At 59.5% G+C, this 26,464-nt stretch carries 25 protein-coding genes; 15 read left to right on the forward strand and 10 right to left on the reverse strand.

What is annotated here, in order from left to right; genetic code table 11:
• Positions 1-114 precede the first annotated feature (114 nt).
• Positions 115-1,326: a response regulator gene (locus tag CKW38_RS22380; RefSeq protein ID WP_007917686.1), complete on the forward strand. Its 1,212-nt coding sequence runs from the start codon at positions 115-117 to the stop codon at positions 1,324-1,326.
• A 50-nt stretch (positions 1,327-1,376) separates the two neighbouring features.
• Here CKW38_RS22380 and CKW38_RS22385 read toward each other — a convergent pair whose 3' ends face one another.
• Together CKW38_RS22385 and desA are read right to left on the reverse strand one after the other, a co-directional pair.
• Positions 1,377-2,366 (reverse strand): sensor domain-containing diguanylate cyclase, encoded by a 990-nt coding sequence (locus CKW38_RS22385; RefSeq protein WP_007917685.1) that lies wholly within the window; start codon positions 2,364-2,366, stop codon positions 1,377-1,379.
• Positions 2,367-2,508: 142 nt separating this feature from the next.
• Entirely contained in the window at positions 2,509-3,693 is a 1,185-nt protein-coding gene (desA, locus tag CKW38_RS22390; RefSeq protein WP_007917684.1) for a delta-9 fatty acid desaturase DesA, read from the reverse strand.
• A gap of 146 nt (positions 3,694-3,839) precedes the next feature.
• Here desA and dibA point away from each other — a divergent pair, with 146 nt between their 5' ends.
• The 6 genes from dibA to CKW38_RS22420 all read left to right on the forward strand — a co-directional run bounded on the left by dibA (position 3,840) and on the right by CKW38_RS22420 (position 10,122).
• A complete protein-coding gene (gene dibA, locus CKW38_RS22395; RefSeq protein ID WP_095113897.1) occupies positions 3,840-5,759 on the forward strand; it encodes a phosphodiesterase DibA in 1,920 nt (639 codons plus the stop codon).
• 252 nt (positions 5,760-6,011) lie between these two features.
• Complete coding sequence (gene oscA / locus CKW38_RS22400) at positions 6,012-6,194, forward strand: sulfur starvation response protein OscA (RefSeq protein ID WP_007917682.1); 183 nt, start codon at positions 6,012-6,014, stop codon at positions 6,192-6,194.
• 147 nt (positions 6,195-6,341) lie between these two features.
• Positions 6,342-7,355, forward strand: a complete 1,014-nt coding sequence (locus CKW38_RS22405) for a sulfate ABC transporter substrate-binding protein (protein WP_038367242.1) — start codon at positions 6,342-6,344, stop codon at positions 7,353-7,355.
• Positions 7,356-7,425: 70 nt separating this feature from the next.
• Positions 7,426-8,244, forward strand: a complete 819-nt coding sequence (cysT, locus tag CKW38_RS22410) for a sulfate ABC transporter permease subunit CysT (RefSeq protein WP_007917680.1) — start codon at positions 7,426-7,428, stop codon at positions 8,242-8,244.
• A 12-nt stretch (positions 8,245-8,256) separates the two neighbouring features.
• The gene (gene cysW, locus CKW38_RS22415; protein WP_007917679.1) at positions 8,257-9,129 is read left to right on the forward strand and encodes a sulfate ABC transporter permease subunit CysW; all 873 of its coding nucleotides are present in this window, start codon (positions 8,257-8,259) and stop codon (positions 9,127-9,129) included.
• 3 nt (positions 9,130-9,132) lie between these two features.
• Positions 9,133-10,122 carry a sulfate/molybdate ABC transporter ATP-binding protein gene (locus CKW38_RS22420; protein WP_095113898.1) on the forward strand — a complete coding sequence of 330 codons (990 nt, stop codon included), beginning with the start codon at positions 9,133-9,135 and terminating at the stop codon, positions 10,120-10,122.
• A 114-nt stretch (positions 10,123-10,236) separates the two neighbouring features.
• On the opposite strand, the gene CKW38_RS22425 is transcribed toward CKW38_RS22420, so the two are convergent.
• Entirely contained in the window at positions 10,237-10,764 is a 528-nt protein-coding gene (locus CKW38_RS22425; protein ID WP_007917677.1) for a DUF962 domain-containing protein, read from the reverse strand.
• Positions 10,765-10,848: 84 nt separating this feature from the next.
• Here CKW38_RS22425 and CKW38_RS22430 point away from each other — a divergent pair, with 84 nt between their 5' ends.
• Entirely contained in the window at positions 10,849-11,526 is a 678-nt protein-coding gene (locus CKW38_RS22430) for a Crp/Fnr family transcriptional regulator (RefSeq protein ID WP_095113899.1), read from the forward strand.
• Between the two features lie 256 nt (positions 11,527-11,782).
• Here the strand turns inward: CKW38_RS22430 and uraH are convergent, their stop codons facing one another.
• Together uraH and CKW38_RS22440 are read right to left on the reverse strand one after the other, a co-directional pair.
• Complete coding sequence (gene uraH, locus CKW38_RS22435; protein WP_095113900.1) at positions 11,783-12,193, reverse strand: hydroxyisourate hydrolase; 411 nt, start codon at positions 12,191-12,193, stop codon at positions 11,783-11,785.
• A gap of 12 nt (positions 12,194-12,205) precedes the next feature.
• Positions 12,206-12,688 carry a heme-binding protein gene (locus CKW38_RS22440; protein WP_095113901.1) on the reverse strand — a complete coding sequence of 161 codons (483 nt, stop codon included), beginning with the start codon at positions 12,686-12,688 and terminating at the stop codon, positions 12,206-12,208.
• A 136-nt stretch (positions 12,689-12,824) separates the two neighbouring features.
• On the opposite strand from CKW38_RS22440, the gene CKW38_RS22445 reads away from it, so the two are divergent.
• The 4 genes from CKW38_RS22445 to CKW38_RS22460 all read left to right on the forward strand — a co-directional run bounded on the left by CKW38_RS22445 (position 12,825) and on the right by CKW38_RS22460 (position 16,458).
• On the forward strand, positions 12,825-13,505 hold the full coding sequence (locus CKW38_RS22445; protein ID WP_038367211.1) for a heavy metal response regulator transcription factor: 681 nt from the start codon (positions 12,825-12,827) through the stop codon (positions 13,503-13,505).
• Positions 13,495-14,883 carry a heavy metal sensor histidine kinase gene (locus tag CKW38_RS22450; RefSeq protein WP_095113902.1) on the forward strand — a complete coding sequence of 463 codons (1,389 nt, stop codon included), beginning with the start codon at positions 13,495-13,497 and terminating at the stop codon, positions 14,881-14,883. The genes CKW38_RS22445 and CKW38_RS22450 overlap by 11 nt, the downstream gene beginning before the upstream one ends.
• A 110-nt stretch (positions 14,884-14,993) precedes the next feature.
• Entirely contained in the window at positions 14,994-15,242 is a 249-nt protein-coding gene (locus CKW38_RS22455; RefSeq protein ID WP_007917667.1) for a helix-turn-helix domain-containing protein, read from the forward strand.
• Positions 15,235-16,458 carry a type II toxin-antitoxin system HipA family toxin gene (locus tag CKW38_RS22460; protein ID WP_007917665.1) on the forward strand — a complete coding sequence of 408 codons (1,224 nt, stop codon included), beginning with the start codon at positions 15,235-15,237 and terminating at the stop codon, positions 16,456-16,458. Before CKW38_RS22455 ends, CKW38_RS22460 begins: the two co-directional genes overlap by 8 nt.
• A gap of 3 nt (positions 16,459-16,461) precedes the next feature.
• Here the strand turns inward: CKW38_RS22460 and CKW38_RS22465 are convergent, their stop codons facing one another.
• Positions 16,462-17,466 carry an AraC family transcriptional regulator gene (locus CKW38_RS22465; protein WP_095113903.1) on the reverse strand — a complete coding sequence of 335 codons (1,005 nt, stop codon included), beginning with the start codon at positions 17,464-17,466 and terminating at the stop codon, positions 16,462-16,464.
• Between the two features lie 100 nt (positions 17,467-17,566).
• On the opposite strand from CKW38_RS22465, the gene CKW38_RS22470 reads away from it, so the two are divergent.
• Positions 17,567-18,637 carry a fatty acid desaturase gene (locus tag CKW38_RS22470; protein WP_095113904.1) on the forward strand — a complete coding sequence of 357 codons (1,071 nt, stop codon included), beginning with the start codon at positions 17,567-17,569 and terminating at the stop codon, positions 18,635-18,637.
• Between the two features lie 214 nt (positions 18,638-18,851).
• Here the strand turns inward: CKW38_RS22470 and CKW38_RS22475 are convergent, their stop codons facing one another.
• From CKW38_RS22475 to CKW38_RS22485, 3 genes are read right to left on the reverse strand one after another with little or no spacing between them, the layout of a single operon-like run.
• Entirely contained in the window at positions 18,852-20,462 is a 1,611-nt protein-coding gene (locus CKW38_RS22475) for an arylsulfatase (protein ID WP_095113905.1), read from the reverse strand.
• Between the two features lie 14 nt (positions 20,463-20,476).
• Positions 20,477-21,292, reverse strand: coding sequence for an ABC transporter ATP-binding protein (locus tag CKW38_RS22480; protein ID WP_007917657.1), 816 nt, complete (start codon positions 21,290-21,292; stop codon positions 20,477-20,479).
• The gene (locus tag CKW38_RS22485) at positions 21,289-22,887 is read right to left on the reverse strand and encodes an ABC transporter permease (RefSeq protein ID WP_095113906.1); all 1,599 of its coding nucleotides are present in this window, start codon (positions 22,885-22,887) and stop codon (positions 21,289-21,291) included. The genes CKW38_RS22480 and CKW38_RS22485 overlap by 4 nt, the downstream gene beginning before the upstream one ends.
• Before the next feature lie 390 nt (positions 22,888-23,277).
• Between CKW38_RS22485 and CKW38_RS22490 the strand changes: the two genes are divergently transcribed.
• A complete protein-coding gene (locus tag CKW38_RS22490; RefSeq protein ID WP_095113907.1) occupies positions 23,278-24,291 on the forward strand; it encodes an ABC transporter substrate-binding protein in 1,014 nt (337 codons plus the stop codon).
• Between the two features lie 42 nt (positions 24,292-24,333).
• On the opposite strand, the gene CKW38_RS22495 is transcribed toward CKW38_RS22490, so the two are convergent.
• Positions 24,334-25,254 (reverse strand): LysR family transcriptional regulator, encoded by a 921-nt coding sequence (locus CKW38_RS22495; RefSeq protein ID WP_007917649.1) that lies wholly within the window; start codon positions 25,252-25,254, stop codon positions 24,334-24,336.
• A 181-nt stretch (positions 25,255-25,435) separates the two neighbouring features.
• Here CKW38_RS22495 and CKW38_RS22500 point away from each other — a divergent pair, with 181 nt between their 5' ends.
• The gene (locus CKW38_RS22500; RefSeq protein ID WP_095113908.1) at positions 25,436-26,344 is read left to right on the forward strand and encodes a TauD/TfdA family dioxygenase; all 909 of its coding nucleotides are present in this window, start codon (positions 25,436-25,438) and stop codon (positions 26,342-26,344) included.
• Positions 26,345-26,464: the final 120 nt, after the last annotated feature.

The following is a 26,464-nucleotide window of genomic DNA, read 5'->3' on the forward strand; positions in this document are numbered from 1 at the left end:
AAAAAAACCCGCTTCGGCGGGTTTTTTTTCGCCCCGTGAACATATCAATTGCTTTTGCGCTGTATCGAAAGGCCAGCATTGGCTAAGGTTCAGGCATTGCAAGGGAGAGCGCGCATGACTGCCGTTGATTTACCCGCCGTACCCCGAGTGCTGATTGCCGAGGCCGATCCGTGGTCCCGGGACCTGCTCAAACAAGTGCTTCTGAACGTGCGTTGCGATGCGCGGATAGACTTGTGCGCCGACGGGCAGCAAGCCCTGTCATTGCTCAGTGAAGTGCCGTATGACCTGGCGATCGTCGATTGGGAGTTGCCCGGCATCGACGGCTTGAGCGTGCTGCGCAGCGTGCGTCAGCGCAAACGCAACCCACCGTTGCCGTTCATCCTGATGAGCAGCCGCAACGACAGCGCCAGTGTGCGTGAAGCGATTCCGTTGGCGCCCACGGCCTACCTGACCAAACCACTGAACATGGAAAGCCTGACCGAGCGTTTGCAGGGTTTACTGCTGAATGCCGGTGAAGAAGTGTTCTGTGAGGTGCCGGCATTGGCACCGGGCATGACCTTGTCGATATTCCTTGAACGCCGCCGCGAGCAGGCCGACGGCGCGCCGTTGATGACCGATGTGCAGGTGGCGGTAAAGCGCAGCCTCAATCCCAATGGCCTCGATCTGAAACTGTTGGAAGATGAGATCAAAACCGACCCACAAATCACTGCAGTGCTGATCGCTGCGGCCAACAGCGCGGCGCAGCACCACGGTGCCCCGGTTCAAACGCTCGCTCAAGCCCTGCATCGCCTGGGCACCGGGCAGAGCATGAACCTGATTCTGGGGCTGGCACTCAAGCGCAGCGCCAAGCTCAGCGATCCTTGTCTGGCGGACTACGCCGAGCGTTACTGGGGCTTGTCGCTGCACACCGCTGAATACGCGCGCACCCTGGCACGCTTACTCGATCTCGATCAGGAGCGCTGTTACTGCGCGGGTATGCTCCATCGCCTGGGTGATCTGGCGTTGCTGCGTTGTCTGCAGGAGTGGCAGCAGGCCGGCGGTGCGCTGGATGAGTGGGAGGAGGTCGGCGAGGCGCTGGCGGAGTTTGGCGCGGCTTATGGTTCGGCGTTGCGCACCCGCTGGCGATTGCCGCTGGAGCTGCGTGAGCTGATTGCGTCGGTGTACCAGCTCGGCGGCGGGGTGTATTCCCGTGAGGCGCTGGTGATGAACATGGCGGCGCAGATGGCCCGCTTGACCGAGCATGAGGGCGTTGAGGAGTTGGCGAAGAGCCGCACGGCGCGGTTGCTCAAGATCGGGCTGCCGGAGTTGATGCGGATGCGCAAATAACCTGACTTACGCAAACCCCGCAATGGATCTCTGTGTAGCTGAGATACGGGTCAGGCAGAAATGATGCGGTTCTTGCCCTGTCGCTTGGCCTCATACATCGCCGCATCCGCGCGGGCGAACAGGCTGTCGAGGTTTTCGTCTTCCCCGGTAAGGCTGGTCAGCCCCTGGCTCACGGTGATGCCGAACGTCTGGCCGTCATGGCTGAAGCTCAAACGCTGAATCTCCTGCTGCAGCCGCTCGGCCACCTGCATGGCCATGTCCGGCGCACAACCGGGAAACACTGCGGCAAACTCTTCGCCGCCAATCCGCCCGAACAGATCGCCCCGGCGCAACGAGCCGCGTCCGCACTCGGCAATCCGCTGCAGAACATTATCGCCCTCCGGGTGGCCGTAGGTGTCATTGATCATTTTGAAATCATCGATATCCAGCAGCAGAAAGGCCATTTGTGCGCCCTGCACCTTCGCTACTTCGAACTCGCGATTGGCGCACTCGAAGAAGTGCCGGCGATTGCTGCTTTGGGTCAGCACGTCGGTGGTCGCCAGACGGTGCAACTCGGTTTCCATCTGCTTCTTGTCGGTGATGTCTTCGGCGATGCCGACGATGATCACCGGTTGCCCCGGCTCGTCCTGACGGTTGATGAAGCACTTGTCGCTGAGCCAGCGCACCTGGCCGTCGGCGGCGATGATCCGGTATTCGCGATCTTCCACCGCGCCTCTGTGCAGGACTTCGGCGAGGCTGCGTTCGGCGTATTCCAGATCGTCGGGGTAGATGCTGTCGCGCCATTGGTTGTAGTCGGCGAGGAGGAGGCCGGCGGAGCGGCCGAAAATCCGTTCATAGGCGGGGCTGACATACAGCACCTGCCGGGTTTCCCAGTTGAAGGCCCAGAGCACAGCGTTGACGCTGACCAATAAGGAGCTGAACAGCTGTTCGCGTTCGCTCAAACGGGCGACTTCGCCTTGGGCATGCATTAACGCCATGAGCGTTTGTGCGGCCTCGGGCCACTTCGGTAAGGATGAGTCTTTTTGATTGTTATTGACCATCGGCACAGATCTCAAAGGCGTGCCGCAATTCGACAACGGCCACAGTACAGCCCGCCGGGATGGCGAAGTGTCTTTGAGATAGGCGATTTTTAGCGAAGTTCCGAAGGGTGCACCCGGGAGCCGGGTGCACCGATCAACGGTCTCAGGCGGCTGCAGGGCGCAGCGAGTAGGTTTTCAATTGGTCGGCGAATTCACGCAGGGACTGGATACCGCTGGCCTCGGCCTCGTGAATCCACTCTTTGATGGCGGCGAGCATGTCGTGGCCATTTGCGCTGGTCTTGACCCAGATCTGCTGCAGGGCCAAGCGTTTCTCGTAAATTACCTTCAGCGCCTGGCTGTGCTCGAGCATGGTCTGGATGCGCAAGTGATGACGATCTTCCAGCAGGCTGGTTTCCCGCGACAGCAGACGCTTGGCGCGGTGGAACTGATGACGCACCGAATGATCGACCTTGGCCAGCTCTTGCTTGACCAGCGGGCCGATCACCAATTTGCGGTACTGGGCCATGATCTGGAAGCGGTTGTTGAGGATGGCCATGGCGGTGTCCATGTCCAGATTGCCCTTGCCTTCGACGCGGTGGGCGATCGGCGCCACGCGCTGAACCTTGGCCAGACGCAGGAAGCTGAAGACTTTGATCCACGCCCAACCGAGGTCGAACTCCCACTTCTTCACCGACAGCTTGGCCGAGTTAGGGTAGGTGTGATGGTTGTTATGCAGTTCTTCGCCGCCGATCAGGATGCCCCACGGCACCAGATTGGTGGCTGCGTCGCGGCATTCGAAGTTGCGATAGCCGACCGCATGGCCCAGACCGTTGATCACGCCGGCGGCCCACACCGGGATCCACATCATCTGGATCGCCCAGATGGTGATGCCGATGGTGCCGAACAGCAGCAGGTCGATGACGCCCATGATCGCCACGCCCAACAGCGGGTAGCGGCTGTAGACGTTGCGCTCGATCCAGTCTTCGGGGCAGTTCTTGCCGTAGATGCGCAGGGTTTCCGGGTTTTGCGCTTCGGCGCGATACAGCTCGGCGCCGGTGCGCAGCACGGTGGAAAGGCCTTTGATGACCGGGCTGTGCGGGTCGTCTTCGGTTTCGCATTTGGCGTGGTGTTTGCGGTGGATGGCAGTCCACTCGCGGGTGTTCTGCGCCGTGGTCAGCCACAGCCAGAAACGGAAAAAGTGCTTCAGGCCGGCATTCAGCTCAAGCGAGCGATGGGCCGAGTAGCGGTGCAGATAGACCGTGACGGCAACAATTGTCACGTGGGTCATCAGCAGGGTGACTGCGACCAGAGACCAGGCCGACAAGCCAAGAAAACCTTCGTACCACATAGGCTATAGGGCCCTCGATAAAGATAAAAACAGCCGTTGCATTATCACTAAGCACACAGATAAAACCAGTCGCCCTTTCAGATAAGAGTCGCTGGATGTTTCTTGACCTATAATTCCAACCTTTTTGTAGGGACATGGACAGTCGAATGCCTGCCACTTACCGCGATGCTTTGCGTGCAGCGCTGCTTTATCTCGTGCTTGCTGCTGTCTGGCTGCAGGGCACTGATCATTTATTAAACAATTTCTTCGATAACTCCGTCGATCTTGCCCGATGGCAACTGATCAACGGTTACGTCTTCGCGGCGTTCAGCGCCGGGCTGATTTTCCTGGCGCGGGTGCGATTGTGCGAGTTTCTCGGAATAGGTGCGCGTTTGCGCGAACGCCACGCCGACCGCGAACGCCTGCGTCAAGCGGCAGCGGTCTTCGATTGCACCCGCGAAGGGGTGCTGGTGACCAACCATCAGGGGCTGATCGTGCACGTCAATCGTGCGTTCATCGAGATCACCGGTTATCAGCGTGAAGAAGTCCTCGGGCAGCAGCCGAGCCTGTTCAAGTCGGGCCATCATCCGCCGGGATTTTATCAGGCGATGTTTGCCACTCTGGAATCGCAGGGCGAATGGAGCGGCGAAATCTGGAACCGCCGAAAAAGCGGCGAGATTTATCCACAGTGGCAGACCATTCGGGTCATTCACGATGATCAGGGCCGGCGCAGCCATTACGTCGCGGTGTTTTCAGACATTAGTGCGATCAAGGATTCCGAGCATGAGCTCAAACACCTCGCGCACCACGATCCGCTGACCGATCTGCCCAATCGGCTGCTGTTCAGCGATCGCGCTGAACAGGCACTGGCCTCGGCGCAAAACCACAAGCGCGGCTGTGCACTGCTGATGCTTGATCTCGATCACTTCAAAATGATCAACGACAGCCTCGGCCATAACATCGGCGATCGCTTGCTCAAGGCCGTGGCAGCGCGCTTGCAGGCGCTGTTCGGCCCCGGCATTACGCTGGCGCGTCTCGGTGGTGATGAGTTCGCCGTACTGGCGGAAAGTTGTCCACAGCCGGTGCAGGCAGCAGCGCTGGCGCAACGGATTCTCGATGCACTGAAGGAGCCGTTCAGCATTGATGGCAATCAGTTGTTCATCAACGGCAGCCTCGGCATCAGCCTGTTCCCCAGTGACGCGTTGAGCGCCGAACAACTGTTGCGCAATGCCGACGCGGCGTTGTTCAAGGCCAAGAGCAGCGGCCGCAACGGGTACGCCTTGTACACCGAAGAACTCACCGCCCACGCCCAGCAACGGGTGGAAATCGCTTTCGAACTGCGCCGGGCGCTGGAGCAACGGGAATTGCGGGTGTTCTACCAGCCTGTACATGACTTGAAGACCAGTCGCTTGATCGGTGTTGAAGCCTTGGTGCGTTGGCAGCATCCGCAGCGCGGTCTGGTGTCGCCGGCGGAGTTCATCCCGATTGCCGAGCGCACCGGGCTGATTGCCGAAATCGACGCTTGGGTGATGCAGCAGGCGTGTCGGCAGATGTGTGAGTGGCAACAGGCCGGGGTGGTGCTGTCGTTTGTCGCGGTCAATGTTTCGTCGCGGTTGTTCGCCCGGCGCGAGTTGTACCAGCAGGTGGCGCAGGTGCTGCACGACACCGGGCTGGATCCGGCGTATCTCGAACTGGAAGTCACCGAAAGCGCGGTGATGGACGATCCGGAGGTAGCGTTAGAGCAGATGCATCGTTTGCGTGAATTGGGTATTCGTCTGGCCATCGATGATTTTGGTACCGGGTATTCATCGCTGTTGCGGCTCAAGCGCTTGCCGGTGCAGAAGCTGAAAATCGATCAGGGTTTTGTTGCCGGCTTGCCTTGGGACGAGGATGACGCAGCGATCGTGCGGGTGATCATCGCGCTGGCCCGGAGCATGGGCATGCAGGTGCATGCCGAGGGTATCGAGCAGGTTGAGCAGGCGGCGTTTTTGCTGGAGCAGGAATGTGATCTGGGGCAGGGGTATTGGTTTGGGCGGCCGGTTCAAGCGCAGGAGATTGATTGGGCAAGAACACCGGTGATTGGTTAAAAGATCAAAAGATCGTCCGATCGCGGCCCGAGCCTTCGGCAGCTCCTGCACCGATCCCTGTAGGAGCTGCCGAAGGCTGCGATCTTTTGCTCCACCAACGCGCAAACCCTTGCCGTGCCACATAATGTTTTCTGGTTATATAAACATTCTTAAATAGTCTTTTTAAGAATATCCGCGCCTCTCTTATATTGCTTCCACGCCGAACGCAGTGCCGCCCACTGCCAGGCAAATCCCATTCAAAGGAGCAGCACCATGAGCGCATCCCTTCGCAGCGTTGACGGTCAGGACGAAAGCACCATTTTGCGTGAAATCCAGAGCGCCCTGCGCGATCTGCGTTTCGGCGCGGTGGAGATCACTGTGCACAACGCGCAAGTCGTACAGATCGAACGCAAAGAGAAATTCCGTTTGCAGCAACCGGGTAAACAACCGGGCTGAGTTGAAGATCAAAAGATCGCAGCCTGCGGCAGCTCCTACAGGGGGCTGTGTGTAGGAGCTGCCGAAGGCTGCGATCTTTAGCCGGCACACCCGATTCCAGATATTCATAAGAAAAAGCCACCACCCAGAATTCCAGGAGCTTTCACCATGTCGTCGATTCGCCGTTACGCTTTGGCCGCCCTGGCCAGTGCTGTGTTTGCCGGTTCCGCAGTTGCCAAGGATTACGAACTGCTCAATGTGTCGTATGACCCGACGCGCGAGCTGTATCAGGACTACAACGCTGAATTCATCAAGTTCTGGCAGAAAGACCACGCTGGCGACACGGTGAAAATCCAGCAATCCCACGGCGGTTCGGGCAAACAGGGCCGTGCGGTGATCGACGGTCTGCGCGCTGACGTCGTGACCCTGGCCCTGGCCGGCGACATTGATGAAATCGCCAAACTCGGCAAGACCCTGCCTGCCGACTGGCAGAAGCGTCTGCCGGAAGCGAGCACGCCGTACACCTCGACCATCGTCTTCCTGGTGCGCAAGGGCAACCCGAAAGGCATCAAGGACTGGGGCGATCTGGTCAAGAACGACGTCTCGGTAATCACCCCTAATCCAAAAACCTCTGGCGGCGCACGCTGGAACTTCCTCGCCGCATGGGCCTACGGCCTGAAAGCCAACGGCGGTGACGAGGCCAAAGCCAAAGAATATGTGCAGACCCTGTTCAAGCACGTGCCGATCCTCGACACCGGTGCGCGCGGTTCGACCATCACCTTCGTCAACAACGGTCAGGGTGACGTGTTGCTGGCCTGGGAAAACGAAGCATTCCTGGCGCTGAAAGAAGATGGCGGCGCCGACAAGTTCGACATCGTCGTGCCTTCGCTGTCGATCCTCGCCGAGCCGCCAGTGGCCGTGGTCGACAAGAACGCCGAGAAGAAAGGCAACGAGCAGATCGCCGAAGCTTATCTGAAGCACCTGTACAGCCCGGCCGGCCAGGAAATTGCCGCGAAGAACTTCTACCGTCCACGCGACAAGGACGTGGCTGCGAAGTACGCCCAGCAGTTCCCGAAACTGGATCTGGTGACCATCGACAAGGACTTCGGCGGCTGGAAAACCGCGCAGCCGAAATTCTTCAACGACGGTGGCGTGTTCGACCAGATTTATCAGGCGCAGTAAGTTTTCATAGCCATAAACAAGCCCCGGATTTACCTTCGGGGCTTCGCGCGTTTTTTAACCAAGGACTTTTATGTCGCGTCGTATCTCCCCCGTCATACCCGGCTTCGGGCTGACGCTGGGCTACACCTTGGTGTACCTCAGCCTGATTGTGCTTATCCCGCTGGCGGCGATGTTCGTCCACGCCGCCCAACTCACCTGGGATCAGTTCTGGACGATCATTTCCGCACCACGGGTGCTGGCCGCGTTGAAGCTGAGCTTCGGCACCGCGCTGTGTGCGGCGATCATCAACGGCATCATCGGCACGCTGCTGGCCTGGGTGCTGGTGCGCTACACCTTCCCGGGGCGCAAGGTGATCGACGCGATGATCGATCTGCCGTTCGCCCTGCCGACAGCGGTGGCCGGTATCGCGCTGACCGCGCTGTATGCACCGGCAGGGCTGGTCGGCCAGTTCGCTGCCGATCTCGGTTTCAAGATCGCCTACACTCCGCTGGGTATCACCCTGGCGCTGACCTTCGTAACCCTGCCGTTCGTGGTGCGCACGGTGCAGCCGGTGCTGGCCGATATTCCTCGAGAAGTCGAAGAAGCGGCGGCGTGCCTCGGTGCGAAGCCATGGCAGGTGTTTCGCCACATTCTGGTTCCGGCACTCCTGCCCGCCTGGCTGACCGGTTTTGCCCTGGCGTTCGCGCGTGGCGTCGGCGAGTACGGCTCGGTGATTTTCATCGCCGGCAACATGCCGATGAAAACCGAGATCCTGCCGCTGCTGATCATGGTCAAACTCGACCAATACGATTACACCGGCGCCACCGCCATCGGCGTGTTGATGCTGGTGGTTTCCTTCGTCCTGTTGCTGCTGATCAACTTGCTGCAGCGGCGCATCGAAACCCCATAAGGAGGCGCGAACATGTCCCAATCGTCTATTGCGGCCGCCTCTTCGGCCAACGCTGCACGCCGTGGCAGCGCCACTTCGCGCAGAATCCTGATCGGCCTGGGCTGGCTGATCTTTTTCCTGTTTCTGCTGCTGCCGTTGTTCATCGTCGTATCGCAGGGTTTGAAGAATGGCCTCGGCGCTTTCTTCACCGCGATCTTTGAGCCGGACGCGCTTTCGGCACTGAAACTCACCGTGTTCGCCGTGCTGATTTCGGTACCGCTGAACCTGGTATTCGGCGTCAGTGCGGCGTGGTGCGTGAGCAAATACTCGTTCCGTGGCAAGAGCATGCTGGTGACGCTGATCGACCTGCCGTTCTCGGTATCGCCGGTGATCGCCGGTCTGGTCTACGTGCTGATGTTCGGCGCACAAGGCTTGTTCGGTCCGTGGCTGCAGGATCACGACATCCAGATCGTCTTCGCCCTGCCGGGCATCGTGCTGGCAACGATTTTCGTCACCGTGCCGTTCGTGGCCCGTGAACTGATTCCGTTGATGCAGGAACAAGGCACGCAGGAAGAGGAAGCCGCGCGTCTGCTCGGCGCTAACGGCTGGCAGATGTTCTGGCACGTCACCGTCCCCAATATCAAATGGGGCCTGATCTATGGCGTGGTGCTGTGTACGGCGCGGGCCATGGGTGAGTTCGGTGCGGTGTCGGTAGTCTCCGGGCACATTCGCGGGGTGACCAACACCTTGCCGCTGCACGTCGAGATCCTCTACAACGAATACAACCACGTGGCCGCGTTCGCTGTGGCGAGCCTGTTGCTGATCCTGGCGCTCTTCATCCTGCTGCTCAAGCAGTGGAGCGAAAACCGTATCAACCGCCTGCGCGCCAGCGCCGCGGAGGAATAATTCATGTCGATCGAAGTGCGTAACGTCAGCAAGAATTTCAACGCGTTCAAGGCGCTGGACAACATCAGTCTGGATATCCACAGCGGTGAGCTGGTGGCGTTGCTCGGCCCGTCGGGCTGCGGCAAGACCACCTTGCTGCGCATTATTGCCGGCCTGGAAACCCCGGATAACGGCAACATCGTCTTCCACGGCGAAGACGTCTCCGGCCACGATGTGCGCGATCGCAACGTCGGTTTCGTGTTCCAGCACTACGCCTTGTTCCGCCACATGACCGTGTTCGATAACGTCGCGTTCGGTCTGCGCATGAAGCCGAAAAACCAGCGCCCGAGCGAAAGCCAGATCGCGACCAAGGTGCATGAACTGCTGAACATGGTGCAGCTGGATTGGCTGTCGGATCGTTATCCGGAGCAGTTGTCCGGTGGTCAGCGTCAACGTATCGCTTTGGCCCGTGCCTTGGCGGTCGAGCCAAAAGTGCTTCTGCTCGATGAGCCGTTCGGCGCCCTCGATGCCAAGGTGCGTAAAGAGCTGCGCCGCTGGCTGGCGCGGTTGCACGAAGACATCAACCTGACCTCGGTGTTCGTGACCCACGACCAAGAAGAGGCGATGGAAGTCGCCGACCGTATCGTGGTGATGAACAAGGGCGTGATCGAGCAGATCGGCTCACCGGGCGACGTTTACGAAAACCCGGCCAGCGATTTCGTTTATCACTTCCTCGGCGATTCGAACCGCTTGCTGTTGAGCGACGACAACCACGTGCTGTTCCGCCCGCATGAAGTTTCGTTGTCCAGGCATGAGCTGGAGGATCACCATGCGGCTGAAGTCCGTGACATCCGCCCGTTGGGCGCGACCACGCGGGTGACGCTGAAGGTTGAGGGCCAGACGGATTTGATCGAGGCCGAAGTGGTGAAAGACCACGACAGCCTGATCGGCTTGGCCAAGGGTGAGACCCTGTTCTTCAAGCCGAAGGTCTGGCAGAAAGTCGCAAGCCTCTAAGACCAAAAGATCGCAGCCTGCGGCAGCTCCTACAGGGGTTTCGGTTGGTCACACATTTTGTGATCGACCAAACCCACTGTAGGAGCTGCCGTAGGCTGCGATCTTTCAAGCGGCCTAAGCCGCCGCTTTTTTGTTCGGATTGACCTGCACCACCCCCGCCCGCGCTTCGATCTGCTCTTTCAATTCATGCCGCATCCCGAGCATGAACGCCAACTCGGCCACCACAAACAACGGCCCGACAATCAGCCCGCTGACGTCATCGACAAACGCCGGTTTGCGCCCTTCATAGTGATGCCCGACAAACTGGATCACCCAGCCCACCACAAACATCGCCAGGCCGCTGCTCAGCCAGACCATGGTGCTCTGCTGCGCCAACACATGCCCGGCCCAGACGGATAAACCCATCAGCACGGTCATCAACACCCCGAGCTTCACTTCCAGGCGCAGGTAAAACCACGCCGAGGCCAGCGCCACGACAACGGCTGGAGATATCCACAAGCCACCCAGCGACCATTGCGGACGCGACAACAAAACCGCCACCGCCACCACAATCAGCGGAATGCCGATAAAGTGGCTGGCGATGTTGCGCGGATCACGGTGGTAGGCGGCGTATTGACTGAGGTGGTCGACGAGGCTTTTCATTGTTGTTCCTCCGGTAGGGTTGATCGCATCATCCCTCGGGATCAGGGTTCGCTCTGTCAGGCAGGCGACAATCCAGGAGTGTTTATGCAAATACGTTCGCGGCTGATGAGTGGCCAGTGGTTCAGTCATCTGCCGGTTTCCTTTCAGGATAGCTTGCTGGCGGCAGCGCGAGAGCGGCGGCTGACGGCGGGGCAGCGCTTGTTCCAGCGCGGCGATGCGCCGTGCGGTTTGTACGCAGTGCTCGATGGCGCCGTGCGCATCGGTGCGGTGAGCGAGCAGGGCAAGGAGGCGTTGTTGAGTCTGGTGGAAGCGCCGCACTGGTTCGGCGAGATCTGCCTGTTCGATGGTCAGCCGCGTACCCATGACGCCTACGCAGTCGGGCCGTGCACGTTGCTGAATATTCCGCAGGCGACGTTGCTGAAACTGCTCGACGAACATCCGGTGTATTGGCGGCATCTGGCGCTGCTGATGAGCCACAAACTGCGCCTGGCCTTCATCAACCTCGAACAACTGAGCCTGCTGCCAGCGCCGGCGCGTCTGGCCCATCGCTTGCTGATGATCGCCGAGGGCTACGGCGAACTCGACGCGCCGCGTCGTGTACTGCAACTGCCGCAGGAGCAGTTGGCATCGATGCTGTCGCTGTCGCGGCAGACCACCAACCAGATCCTCAAGGATTTGCAGGGGCAGGGGATTATCGGGCTTGGGTATGGCGAGATCGAAATCCTCGACCCCGCGCGATTGCGCGCCCTGGCCACGATCTGACAATGCACCCCAGCCCCTGTGGGAGCTGGCTTGCCAGCGATAGCGGTGCATCAGCCGACATCGATGTCTGCTGTACGGACGCCATCGCTGGCAAGCCAGGCTCCCACAGGTTTTTTTGGTGTTCGTGATATCTGGAGCAAAGCACAGACCTGTAGGAGTGAGCCTGCTCGCGATAGCCATCTATCAGTTAGCCAATGGGTGACTGACATACCGCTATCGCGAGCAGGCTCACTCCTACAGGGGATCTGTGTTGATTTTACGAACCGCGATAGGTCGAGAAACCGTACGGGCTGAGCAGCAGCGGGATGTGGTAATGCTGATCGGTTTGCTTCACTTCAAAAATCACCGGAATTTCCGGGAAGAACGTGTCGTGCTTGACCTTCTTGAAGTACTCGCCGGTTTTGAACACCACACGGTATTCACCCGCTTCAAAAGGCTGTTTGGCCGGGAACAGTTCGGCAATCCGCCCTTGTTCATTGGTCGTGCCTTGAGCAAGAGGCTGCCAGTTCTCGCCGACGTGTTTTTCCAGGGTCACGTTAATGCCCGGCGACGGCAGGCCGTTTTCCAGGTTGAGCACGTGCACGCTCAGCGGGTTGCCGGCAGCCAGGGCCAGGCTGGAAAAAGCGCTCAGGCCGAGCGCGGCAAGGGTCATGCGCAAAGTCGTCATGGATGGAACTCCTTATTGGGAACGGGTAGCGGCCAGACCGGTTTTTTCGGCCGCCTTGATCGCACAGTTTTCGTCTTGCTCGCCGCCGGAACCGGCCACGCCTATCGCACCGACCAGTTCATCAGCGGCGAACAGCGGAATCCCGCCGCCAAGCAGCAGCAGTTCGTCGAGAGTGTTGAGGTTGGCGGTTTGCGGATTGCTGCGAGCGCGTTCGGCAAATAGCCGCGTGGCGGTTTTGGTCGACAGCGCGGTGTAGGCCTTGCGTTGGCTGGCAGCCGTGTTGTGCGGGCCGACACCGTCGCCGCGCAGGGTCACCAACAGATTGCCGCCCCGATCGAGCACCGACACCGTGCCGGTGCAGTTGGCCATTGCCGTGTCGGCGAGCAGCCGTGCGGTTTTCAGGTCGAGATCGGCGTGACGCGGCAGTTCCGGGCCTGCGAACACGCTGGCACTGAGGCCGAGGGCCAGGCTGGCTACAAGGTATTTGACGGTCATGGACAGGCTCCAAAAGCGAAGGTCGTCACCTTAATCGCCGTCCTTCGTCAGAACCTCGTCAGTCTGATTACAAGTTTGTAATGGGCAACGCCGGCGAAGGCGCCTAGCCTGTACGCCTGATCAATCGAGGTGTGCCATGCGTTTGCTGGTCGTAGAAGATGAAGCCAAAACCGCGAATTTCCTCGCCAAAGGCTTGGGCGAGTCGGGTTTTGCCGTGGACGTGGCGCTCAATGGCCTCGATGGCCGTTACTTTATCGAGCAACAGGAATATGACCTGATCATCCTCGACGTGATGCTCCCCGGGCTCAACGGCTGGCAATTGCTGCAGCTGATCCGCCAGCGCGGCGCCACGCCGGTATTGTTCCTGACCGCCAAGGACGCCATTGAAGACCGCGTGCGCGGCCTCGAACTGGGCGCTGACGATTACTTGCTCAAGCCCTTCGCCTTCGCCGAACTGCTCGCACGGGTACGCACGTTGCTACGGCGCGGGCCGATGCGCGAAGCCGAGTCGTACACCATCGCCGATCTGGAAATCGATGTGTTGCGCCGCCGTGTCAGTCGCGGCGGCCAGCGCATTGCCCTGACCAACAAGGAGTTCGCCTTGTTGCAATTGCTCGCCAGCCGTCAGGGCGAAGTGCTGTCGCGCACGCTGATCGCCTCGCAGGTGTGGAACCTGAATTTTGACAGCGACACCAACATGGTCGAAGTCGCCGTGCGGCGTTTGCGTTCGAAAGTCGATGATCCGTACATGCCGAAACTTATCCACACCGTGCGCGGTGTCGGTTATCAACTGGAAGCGCCGGACGATGCGCTCTAAGTCGATCGCCTGGCGACTGGCGCTGGCGTTCGCCATTGTTTGCGCCTTGGTACTGAGCACGATTGGCGTGTTTCTCTACCGCTCGCTGGCCTCGGAAATCGCCTACCGCGACGACCTCGCGTTGCTCGGTCGACTGGAGCAAGTGCGCGCCTTGCTCGCCGACAGCGACAGCCTCGATGCCTTGCAGGCACGGCCACGGCTGTATCAAAACATGCTCGGCAATCTCGACAGTCTGTTGCTGGTGCGCCGTGCCAACGGATCGAGCGTGATCGCGATCAATCCCCGTCAACGCGATTTGCCCGCGCTGAACGCCATCCCCCGCGAGCAAACGCCAAAGCGTCCCGATGTACTCACGTGGCAAGCGCCGGACGGTGCTGAACTGGCGCTGTTATCCGGCGAAGCGCAAGGGCCGAACGGCGAGCCGTTGACGGTCATCGCCGGCAAAGTGTTGAGCGAGCGCGAGCAGATGCTCGGCAGCTATCGCATGCGCTTGTACCTGTCGGTTGGACTGGGCGCGTTGCTCGCTTTTGCCTTGGGCTTGCTCTTGCTGCGCCGGGGCCTGCAACCGTTGCGGCAGTTGAGCGAAGCGGTGCGCGGCATCGATCTGCGTAGCCTTGATCAACGCCTGCCTGCCAATGGCACGCCGGCAGAATTGCTTGAACCGGTGCAGGCGCTCAACGGCATGCTCGCGCGGCTGGACGATAGCGTGCAGCGCCTGTCGCAGTTCTCCGCCGACCTCGCCCACGAAATCCGCACGCCGCTACACACCTTGTTGGCGAGTAACGGTCAGGCGCTGAATCATCCGCGCAGCACGGCGGAGTATCAGGAAGTCCTGGCCTCGAACATGGAAGAGTTCGAACGGCTCAAGCGCATGGCGGAAAACCTGATGTTCCTCGCCCGTGCCGAGCAGGCCGAGCGGGCGCTGAATTTGCAAATCCTGGATTTGCACAGCGTTGGCGGTGAGCTGTGTGATTACTTTGAAGCCTTGGCGGATGACCGTGACGTGCGGCTGGACAATCAACTGCACGGTGAACTGCTTGCCGATCAGCAACTGTTGCAACGGGCGCTCGGCAATCTGTTGGCCAATGCCGTGCGTCATGCCGATCAAGGATCGGTGATCAGTCTGCGTCGCCGCGACGAGTCGGGTGAGTGCTGGTTGCAAGTGCACAACCATGGCCCGGCGATTGCGCATGAACATCTGAGCAGACTGTTCGACCGCTTCTACCGCGTCGATCCTTCACGGGCAGAGCCGGGGGATTCGGGTGGCTTGGGGCTGGCGATCGTGCAGTCGATCATGCAGTTGCATGGGGGACAGGTGCGGGTGAGTAGTGATGCTGACGGCACTGTTTTTGAGCTGGGGTTTGTGGTGAGCAAGTGATTGCTTCGTGATCACTGGGAACTAGGCTAATCTTGTTCAGTGAGTGCATCAAATGCGATGCAAATTAAACATATATCTAAATTTGCACCATATTTGATGCAGGAAGCCCTATGGAACAGCTTGGCGAGTTGATCAAAGCCCTGCGCAAGGCGAACAAAATGACCCAGCAGGCACTGGCTCAGCAATACGGAATGAGCCGCGCGACGATTTCGGGGATCGAAAACAACACTATTTCGGAAATCGGCCTGCGCAAAGTCGAAGCGATCCTCAACGGGTTTGGCTATGAGCTGACTGCGGTTCCGCGTCAGTCCCGTCGACCGACACTCGATACGCTGCAAAAGGTCAACTTCCATGACTGAGTCGTCAGATCGATTAAATGTCTGTGTCGGCGGGCAAGCGGTGGGAACGTTGGCGCGCGGGCAAGATCGAGTCGACAGCGTCTTCAGTTACCGCGAAGAAACCAGTGCTGGAAATGCCGTGTCACTGACAATGCCGTCCCGGCTGGAGAGTTATCTTTGGGAGCATGGCATTCATCCGGTTTTCGAGATGAATCTGCCCGAAGGCGCCCTTCGTGATGAGTTGGTTCGGCGTTTCAGCAAAGCGGTTCGCGGCTTCGATGACTTTGCATTGCTGGCCATTGTCGGCCCCTATCAGCTCGGTCGGTTATCCATTGCCAGCCCATCGATGACGGATCGCCCGCCTGAAACGTCGCTGGCCGATCTGCTGGTGCACGATGGTGCGCAAGGCTTGTTCGAGGATCTGTTGCAAACCTATGGCCAGTATTCCGGAGTGTCTGGGGTGCAGCCTAAAGTGCTGGTACGTGACAGTGCGGCTGCGATTGATCGTCTGACGCATCGGGGATCGACCCATTTGGTCAAAGCTTTTCGGGCTGATGAATATCCGCATTTGGCGACCAACGAATACTTCTGCATGCGTGCCGCGCAACACTGCGGGCTAGACGTGCCGAACTTCGAGCTCAGCGAACATGGCAGGTTTCTGGTTATCGAGCGCTTTGATTTGAGCGCTACGGGCTACCTGGGTTTTGAGGACTTCTGCGTACTCAACGGTTGGCCGTCGAAAGCCAAATACGACGGCTCTTACGAAGGCGCGGCCCGGCAGATCAAAGCGTTTGTTTCGCCTGCATTGCTCAATCTGGCGCTGGAAGCATTTTTCAAGATTGTGGCTTTGTCCGCAGGCGTGAAAAACGGCGACGCTCATCTCAAAAACTTCGGCGTGCTTTACGAAAGCTGCGGCGAGGAATCGACAATCAGACTCGCGCCCGCATACGACATCATCACCACATCGGTCTACATAAAGAACGACAGTATGGCGTTGCTCTTGGGTGGCTCGAAGGCTTGGCCCAAGCACAAAATGCTGATGCGGTTCGGTCGTACGGCCTGCAATCTGACGGAGGCGCGTTGCAATGAATTACTGCAGCAAGTCGCTAACGGTATGCAGGTGGCAATGGGCGAAATGGCGGAGTACGGCGCCAGTCATCCGGCGTTCGCCGCGATGGGTGCTGCGATGATCGAACAATGGTCATCTGGTATGGAACGCAGTCTGGCTAAAGGCTGACGATCAGCGCAAGCCATCGCGAAACTGCCCCGGCGTCATCCCCGTCCAGCGCTTGAAAGCACGGCTGAAACTACTGGTGTCGGCAAACCCGAGCAGATAACTCACCTCACTCAACGAACACTGCGGATCGCGCAGGTGCAGCAGCGCCAGATTTTCGCGGCTCTCATTGAGCAATGTGTCGAAGCGACAACCCTCATCCGCCAGATGCCTTTGCAGGCTGCGCAAACTCAGGTGCAACGCCTGGGCAATCCGTTCTGCACTGGGTTCACCTTCCGGCAGTTGTTCTTCAATGGCATCGCGCACCTTGCGCTCCCAGGTCAACGGCTGGAGCTGAGCCATGGTGCGTTTGAGCACTGCCTCATTGTGTTCGGCAAGTTCCGGGTTGGCGTCGTCGAGGTGGCTGTCGAAATCGGCGAGGGCGAACTCCAGACGATCCTCGGCACAGCCGAAATGCACCGGGGCGCGGAAGACTTTGTGCCATTGGTGCACATCGCTCGGTTCCGGGCGTCGCAGGTAAACCGCCAGCGGTGCGTAGTCGCGGCCGAGGCGATTGCGGCAGGTGCGCACGTAGATCGCGGTGAACGCGTCGATGGCTTCGAAGGCTGGCGCCGGATTGCCTGACGGAATCTTCAGACGGAATTGATAGCGGTCGTCGCTGCGGCTCAGTTCCAGTTCCAGCGCATCGCTGACCACCGGGTGATAACGCACGATGCGCTCGAACACCTCGCGCAAACTGCCGCTGGCCACCAGCGCATAACCGAGGGCATGGAACGTGGTCGGGCTGACGAACCGCGACACGCGCAAACCAATCGCCGGGTCGCCGCTGACCTGCACGGCAATTTCCCACAGGCGCGTAGTGCCGGACAGCGGATAGCGTGCGTTGGGGTCGTCCATCAAATTCGGATCGAGCCCGGCCTGCTGGCACAGGGCAATGCTGTCCAGTCCCAGCGCGTCGAGTTGCTTGCGCAAGGCACGGGTCCAGCTGGCGAGGGAGGTCGGTTCCTTCATGCTGATTGGCGCTTCCGGTCAACAGGTTGGCGTTCTTGGCTACCGCAATTGAAGCCTTGGCGAGGCACGATGCGAACATCATAGACCCGAGGATGGAAGCATGGACGGTACTTCTGCAAGTCCCCAACGACACAAAGCGGCCCAGCGATCAGCGCATATTCGCCAAGTGGTGCTGGCCAAAGGCGTCGAACTGCGCGAGCGCTACCCGATTCTCAAGCATCAGGATGCGCTGGGTGCGGGGATTCTGGCGTTTGCCCTGATCGGGATGATGGGTTCGGCGGCGCTGTACATCAGCGGCCACATGGCGTGGTGGGTTTGCCTGCTGCTCAATGCGTTTTTCGCGTCGCTGACCCATGAGCTGGAGCACGACCTGATCCACAGCATGTATTTCCGCAAACAGCGCGTGCCGCACAACCTGATGATGGGCCTGGTGTGGCTGGCGCGGCCGAGTACGATCAATCCGTGGATTCGTCGGCATCTGCACCTCAATCACCACAAGGTCTCCGGCACTGAAACCGACATGGAAGAACGCGCGATCACCAACGGCGAGCCGTGGGGTTTTGCGCGCTTGCTGATGGTCGGCGACAACGTGATGTCGGCATTCATCCGCATGCTGCGGGCCAAGACCTGGGCGCATAAGTTCAGCATCATCAAGCGCACGTTGAAGGTCTACGCGCCGCTGGCGCTGGTGCATTGGGGCGCGTGGTATGTGTTTCTCGGTTTTCATGCGGCCAATGGCATCGCTTATCTGCTGGGCTCGCCGATCGAATGGTCAGCGACCACATTGTCGGTGATGCAGGTGATCGATATCGCTGCTGTGGTGATTATCGGTCCGAATGTGTTGCGCACCTTTTGTCTGCACTTCATCAGCTCGAACATGCATTACTACGGCGATGTCGAGTTGGGTAATGTGCTGCAGCAGTGTCAGGTGCTGAACCCTTGGTGGTTGTGGCCGTTGCAGGCGTTCTGCTTCAATTTTGGCAGCAGCCACGGGATTCATCATTTTGTGGTGAAGGAGCCGTTTTACATCCGTCAGATGACTGTGCCGGTGGCGCATAAGGTGATGCGTGAGATGGGCGTGCGGTTTAATGATTTTGGCACGTTTGGGCGGGCGAACCGGTTTGTTCGTCGGGATGAAGTTGCGGTGTCTGGTGAGGCGGTGGAGGCCTGACGAGTTGCCCTCACCCTAGCCCTCCCGAAACGTCGGACCGCCCATAGGGAGAGGGGACCGACCCGGGGATATTGAGGAGTTACACCGAAGTGAAAGAGCTTTGTCGAATCCATAATCGACCCGATTTTTCAGGTCGATGTTTGACGAAAGACACCTCGGTCAGTCCCCTCTCCCTCCGGGAGAGGGTTAGGGTGAGGGGCTTTTGACCTTGCCCTCAATCCGGCTGAAACGGCGACTCACTCAAGATCACCCCAGTCTCCTCGACATACTGCTGCCAATGCCCGATCAACGCGCTGAGCTTCTCCGGCTGACTCAGCGCCAGATCATGAATCTCCCCCGGATCATTACTCAAATCATACAGCTGCCAGGTCGCCGGCCCGATAGGCCCGGGAATCCACACCGCTTTCCACGACCCCTGGCGAATCGCCCGACGCCCGAACAATTCCCACCCCGTCACCGTGTGCTCGTCATGCACCTGCGCAGTCTCGCCGGACAAGAATCCCAACCACGATTTACCACGCAACGGCGCCACCGATTTGCCGTGCCACAGCTTGCCCGGATGACGCACGCCGGCCAGATCGAGAATCGTCGGCGTGATGTCCATCACCGTGCCGAAACCATGGCTGATCTGCCCTTTGATCGCCAATTGCGGATAGTGCAACAGCGCCGGCACGCGAATCCCGCCTTCCGTGGTAAACGCCTTGAACAACCGCGATGGCGCGGTCGCCACCTGCGCCCAGTTCGGCCCGTACCAGACATATGAATTGGCCCGACCAATGTTGTCGAGGCTGTTGTCGTAATGCTGGCTGAGGTATGTCACCAATTCCGGACCGAACTTCGGAAACGCTTCCAGCAGCGCACCTTCGGCACCGTTGTCAGACATGAACAGGATGAACGTGTTATCGAGCTGCCCTTGCTGGCGCAGGTAATCGACGACCCGACCGATGTTCCAGTCCATGCGTTCGACCATCGCCGCGTAGACCTCCATGGCCCGCGCGGAAATCTGCTTTTGCTCGTCGCTCAATGCGTCCCACTGCTGGGTCAACTGAATCAGTGGATGCGGTTCGACGTCCGCCTCGATCAGACCGAGGGCTTTGAGTTTTTCCAGGCGTTCCAGGCGCAACACTTCAGGGCCCGCATCGTAGCGGCCACGGTATTTCTCGACGATCTCGGCGGGTGCCTGCAACGGCCAGTGCGGCGCGGAGAACGGTAGGTAAGCGAAGAAAGGCCGGGTCTGGTCACGTTCCTTGAGGTACTGCAGCAACTTGTCGCCGAAGGCATCGGAGGAATAGAAATCCTTCGGCAATTCGTCGAGAAACGTATCGTCCTCGATGTACAGCGCCGGAGTGGATTTCAGCAGGCCGGGTGTTTGCTCATCGTAGGTTGGCTCGAAACCGTAATGGTTGGCCGCGCCCGGCAGCAGCGAAAACGAACGCTCGAAACCTCGCGCATGGGGCGCCAATTCAGCCTTCAAACCCAAGTGCCATTTGCCACTCATCAAGGTTTGATAACCGGCCTCGCGCAGCAACTCCGGCAGCGCCACCACGCGATCGTTGAGATAGCCCTCATAACCCGGTTTACCGATCAGTTCCGGCGTCAGCGTTTCGGCCATGGTGCCGATCCCTGCGATGTGGTGGTCGGTGCCGGTCAGCAGCATCGAGCGGGTCGGCGAGCAGGTCGGTGCAGTATGAAAATCGGTCAGGCGCAGGCCGTTGTTGGCCAAAGCGTCGAGATGCGGCGTGGCGATTTCGCCGCCGAACGCACCGATGTCGGAGAAGCCTAGATCGTCGGCCAGAATCACCAGAAAGTTGGGACGTTGCGGCATCGCAAAACTCCTGTTCAGCAGGCAATGAACGTCAGCGGCAGATCGCGGATCTGCACCGGCACGCTCGGTTGGTAATGGTCATCACTGGTCAGTTCGTGCAGTAGTTCTTCACGCAACTGATGGAAGTCGAAACTGCTGCGCTGGCGCGGGTGCGGCAGGGCGATGTCGACCACTTGTTTGATCCGCCCCGGACGCGGCTCCATGACCACCACGCGGTCGGCGAGGAAGATCGCTTCCTCGACGTCGTGGGTAACGAGAATCGTGGTGATTTTTGCGCGGGCGCGGATCGCCAACAGCTCGTCCTGCATTTGCTGGCGGGTCAGCGCATCAAGCGCGCCGAACGGTTCGTCGAGCAGCAGAATTCGTGGGCTGGCGACGAGGCCACGAGCAATCGCCACGCGCTGCGCCATGCCGCCGGAGAGTTGGTGCGGATAGGCGCGGGTGAAGTCGCGCAGGCCGACCAGATCGATGAAATCGTCGATGCGTTTTTGCTTTTGTGCAGCGCTCAGCGGCTCGTTGACCAGGCCGAGGCCGATGTTGTCGGCGACGGTCAGCCACGGGAATAAACGGTGTTCCTGGAAGACAATGCCGCGCTCGCCGCCGATGCCGCTGACGGCTTTGCCATCGACGGTGATCTGCCCGCGAAACTGCGTATCAAGACCCACCAACAAACGCAGCAACGTCGATTTGCCACAGCCGCTGGAGCCGACAATGGCGACGAATTCGCCCTCGGCAATGTCGAGGTTGAATTCGCGAATCGCCTCCAGTTCGAAACCGTCGACGTCAAAGGATTTGCCTACGTGGTTGAAGCTGACAATCGGTGCGTTCATGCGTGTCTCCAGCGGGTCGCGCGAATTTCCAGGCGTTGGCCAATGAGGTTGAGCAGGGCGCCGGTGAGACCGACGAAAAGCATGCCGGCCATGATCAGGTCCATACGCAGCAGTTGTTGTGCGCCGATCATCTGGCTGCCGATGCCGCCGTTGGACGGCATGAAATATTCAGCGCCGATGGTGCCGAGCCAGGCGTAGATCAGGCTCAGTCTGAGGCCTGCAAAAATCCCCGGCGCGGCGCCCGGCAGCACGAGTCGGCGCAGGCGTTGGCCGAGGCTCAGGCGCAACACTTGTGCGGCTTCGTTGAGTTGTGGTGAGAGGTTGGCGACGCTGCGTTGCGTGGCGATAAACAGCGGAAAGAACGCGGCGAGGGCGACGAACACCCACTTGGCCAGTTCGCCGAGACCGAACCACGCGGTAAGCAGGGGCACCCAGGCGAAAATGGCGATCTGGCGGATGGCCGCGAGGGTCGGGCCGAGCAGGCGTTCGCTGGTGCGCGACAAGCCCAGCAGCAAGCCGAAGGCGAAACCGAGTCCACCACCCAACAGCAAACCGCCGAGGGTGCGACCGAGGCTGAGCGCCATGCCGCTGATCAACGTGCCATCGAGCACGCCAGCCCATGCCGTGCTCAAAACGGCCAGCGGGCTGACCAGAATGTTGGCATCGACCCACTGCAGTTCGTTTGCCAATTGCCACAGAGCCAACAAGCTCAGCGGTAGCAGCCATGGTTGCAGCCGCTGCCAGCCTTCATAACGCGGGCCGCGACGAATTTCGGCGGTGGCCGGGTGCGGCCAGTGCACCAGTTTTTTGTCCAGCAGACCGATACCGCGATCCATCGCCACGCCGATCAAACCGATGACGACGATGCAGACGAACACGATGTCGAGCATGAACAGTTGTCGCGCCCAGACCATCAGGTAGCCAATGCCTTCACTGGAGGCCAGCAGTTCGACGGCCAGTAATGAGGTCCACCCTGCGGCCAGTGCCAGACGCACGCCAGCCATGAACGCGGGGAGGGCGGCGGGCAATACCAGGCGACGAATCAGCAGGCGTGGCGGCAGGCGCAAAACGGCGGCGGCTTCACGCAATTTTGGCTGTGCATCTCTTACGCCGACCAGTGTGTGCAGGGTCACCGGCACCACGATCGCTTTGATCAGCACCACCAGTTTCAGCACTTCGCCGATGCCGAAAAACACCATGAACAGCGGGATCCACGCCAGCGTCGGTATTTGCGAAAGTCCAGCGAAGGTGGGGAAGATCAAACGTTCAAGACGACGACTGAATCCCAGCGCTGCACCGAGCAATGCACCCGCAGAAACCCCCGCGAGCAGACCCCAGAACAAACGCTGCAAACTGATCCACAAGTGGCTCCATAACTCGCCTTGCGACAACTCGACAGCGCTGTTCCACACCAGCGAAGGCGCGGGCAGTATCTGCTCGCTCATCCATTCGTTGCGCGCGGCCAGCCACCATAGGGCGAACAAGCCAAGCGGCAGCAGCCATGGCAACAGGCGCTGGTTCACGCTTGGCCAGCTACGGCGGCTTTTCAGCGGCGGCGCGGGCAGGGGGAGACTGAGCAAGGATTGGCGGGCCATGGGTGACCTCCGTTGTCGGGTTGGCTCAAGATCAAAAGATCGCAGCCTTCGGCAGCTGCTACGGGGGAATGCGTCCTTGAATTGACCCCTGTAGGAGCTGCCGAAGGCTGCGAACTCTCGCGGTATTAACTAAGAGCTAATAGTTATAAATAATCGTCAATAAGTTAGTTTTAGAGATAAGCAGCGCCATTTAAGGCTTCCAACCCACACGCATCCAATGCATTCGAAGAATATTTTCGATGCTGTTAATGCATACGCCGCTGCAAGCCGCGCTACTGCTCGCTTAGCGTTAAAAGCTATAAAAATGTGCGTTTATAGTATTTAAGCGAAGGTGTGCATTCGGCCTACTTTCGGCTCCTCAACGCCCGTCGTGATCAAGGAGCTGCACCCATGAACCTCCCCTTCAAACGTGTTTTCAGTCTGTTTGCCGTGCCTGCTCTGGCGGGCTTGCTGGCGTTCACCGCGCATGCCGACGAACTCAAGGAAATCAGAATCGCCGTGCCCGACCTGAGCGCCGGCACCCAGCACAGCGGCGGCGGGGTGGTCGATGTGCTGCGCGATCAACAGATTTTTGAAAAAGCCTTCGCCGATCAGGGCATCAAGATTCAGTGGAGTTTCTTCAAAGGTGCCGGGCCGGTGATCAACGAGGCGTTTGCCAATGGTCAGGTTGATCTGGCGTATCTGGGCGATCTGGCGGCAATCATCGGCAAGTCCAATGGCCTGGATACGCGTTTGCTCAGCGCCAGTGCGCGTGGGGTAAAACAGTATCTGGGCGTGGTGCCGGGGTCAGGGATCAAGACTCTGCAGGATCTGAAAGGCAAACGCGTGGCGATCTTCCGAGGCACGGCAACCCAGTTGTCGTTTGATGCGGCGCTGGCCAGTCAGGGTCTGAGCGAGAAGGATCTGAAAGTGATCAATCTGGATTTCAATGCTGCGGTCGCGGCGTTGGCAGCCAAGCAGATCGATGCGTCATGGGGCAGCTCCGGGTTGACCGCATTGCAGGCCAAGGGGCTGGCCGAGTTGCCGCTGAACACCAAGGATCTCGGTGGCGCAGGCAGCGTGCAGTCGGTACTGGTCGGCACGGGCAAGTTTGTCGACGCGCACCCGGAAGCGGTGGCGAAATTGCTCAAGGCGCAGCAGCAGGCGGTTGAGTGGCTGACCGAGGACAGCAACAAGGCGGCTTACGTGCAACTGGTCTCGGGTTTGGCCAGTTATCCACCGGTGATCCTGACGCAGGATCTGCAGGATCAGAAATTGAGCGAAGTGTTCCCGTCGACACTGGATCCGGTGTTCCTCGGCAGCTTGCAGGACAAGGTGGATCTGGCGGCGCAGCAGAAGCTGATTCGCAAGTCGTTCAAGGTCACCGATTGGGTGGCGCCTGAGTTGGCAGCAGCCAAGCTCTAACGTACACCGATCGTTCCCACGCTCTGCGTGGGAACGAACCCTTTAAACGGCGACGCTGACTTCCTGCCGGTCCACCGCCACCAACGTCTCGATCATCGCCCGTGCCGCCGGCGACAGCCGAAACCCGGTACGACTGACAATCCCGCAGCGCGCATTCATGCTCTCCAGGTTCTGCGGCAGATTGCGCCAGTGCAGCAACACCAGCGAACCCTTGGCAATGTCCTCGACAAACGCCTCCTCCGTGCCCACGCCAATCGCATTCGATTGCAGCACCACTTTCACCAGCGCCGGAAAGTGCTCGGTCTCGATGGTCGGGGAAAAATCGATGCGGCCGCTGAGGTTCGCCAGCAATTTGCGAATTCCCGGCGGGATCAGCGTGGTCGCCAGCGGGTAGTCGAACATGTCGTTGGTCGACAGGCTTTCCTTGGCCAATAACGGATGCCCCGGCCGGCAGAAAAACACCCCACGCTTGGGCGTCAGTGCCTGGGTCTGGAAGTTCGGATCCGACTCGAAATGACGAATGTCGGCGATAAAGAACTCGATCTCTTCACGGCTCAACGCGCGACTGAGTTTTTCCCAGTTATCCACCTGAAAACAGGTGCGCACTTTCGGGTGCGCGTTGATGAATTGCGCCACCGCGTCCGGCACCAATTTCACCGCCGGCGCCGGACCGCAACCGAAGTGCACCTCGCCGGCATCGAGCTTGGTCATCTGCGTCACTTCGGCACTGAGCAGCGCCGCGCCCTGCACCAGGCTCAGGGCGTGCTGCAGCACCACCTGACCTTCAGGCGTGGGGCGCAAATCCTTGTTGCCGCGATCCACCAGCACGCAGCCGAACTCCTGCTCCAACCCCTGAATACTGCGACTGAACGCCGGTTGAGTGATGCCCATTGCGTCCGCCGCACGGACAAAACTGCGGTGTTCGTTGAGGGCGATGAAGTAACGCAACTGGCGAAGATCCATATGCTTTTCCGGCATCCTAAAAATAGCTCGAAGGCATTTGCGACGAGGGTTACTAGAGGTTTTAAATGCAAGCTCTTATTCCGTCAACGAAGCATGTGAATATCTATTAGATGTAAATGGAATATAGATAGAGCGTTGTTTCGCTGCCGCCAAACCGTAAGCAGTCGATGAGGGTCTACCCATGAGCAATGCCGCACTCGCAGTAAAACCCGCTGTCCACGCGCTGGAAATCCACCCGGTAGCCGGTCGTATCGGCGCCGAGATCCGTGGCGTGCATTTGTCCGGTGAACTGGACGCCGCCACCGTCGAAGCCATTCAACAGGCACTGGTTCAGTACAAAGTCGTGTTCTTCCGCGAACAGACCCAGCTCGACGATCAGCGTCAGGAAGCTTTCGCCCATCTGCTCGGCGAACCCGTAGCGCACCCGACTGTGCCGTCGCGTGAAGGCACGCGTTATTTGCTCGAACTGGACGGCGCTGAAGGTCAGCGCGCCAACTCCTGGCACACCGACGTGACCTTCGTCGACGCCTACCCGAAAGCCTCGATCCTGCGCTCCGTGGTGGCACCGGCATTCGGTGGCGACACCCTGTGGGCCAACACCGCGACGGCGTACAACGGCTTGCCGACCGAGCTGCGTGAGCTGGCCGACAAACTGGTCGCCGTGCACAGCAACGAATACGACTACGCCAGCGCCAAGCCGGACGTCTCGGCGGAGAAGCTTGAGCGTTATCGCAAAGTCTTCACTTCCACCGTTTACGAGACCGAACACCCGGTGGTGCGCGTGCACCCGATCAGCGGCGAGAAGAGCTTGTTGCTGGGGCATTTCGTCAAACGTATCAAGGGTTACTCGCAGGCTGATTCGGCGCATTTGTTCGGGCTTTTGCAGAGCCATGTGATCCGCCAGGAAAACACCGTGCGCTGGCGCTGGAAGGCCGGTGATGTGGCGATCTGGGATAACCGTTCGACGCAGCATTACGCGATTGATGATTACGGCACTCAGGATCGGGTGGTGCGTCGGGTGACGCTCAAGGGTGAAGTGCCGGTGGGCGCGAATGGGCAGCGTAGCCAGACCATCAAGGGTCGTGACTGAAGATCAAAAGCCCCTCACCCCAGCCCTCTCCCAGAGGGAGAGGGAGCCGATTGGGGGCTTTTCGAGCCTGAGTTCAACCTTGATATTTCAGGTCGGCGTATAGCTAAAAACAACTCGGTC

The sequence above is a fragment of the Pseudomonas sp. Irchel 3H7 genome, assembly GCF_900187605.1.
Classification (GTDB): Bacteria; Pseudomonadota; Gammaproteobacteria; order Pseudomonadales; family Pseudomonadaceae; genus Aquipseudomonas.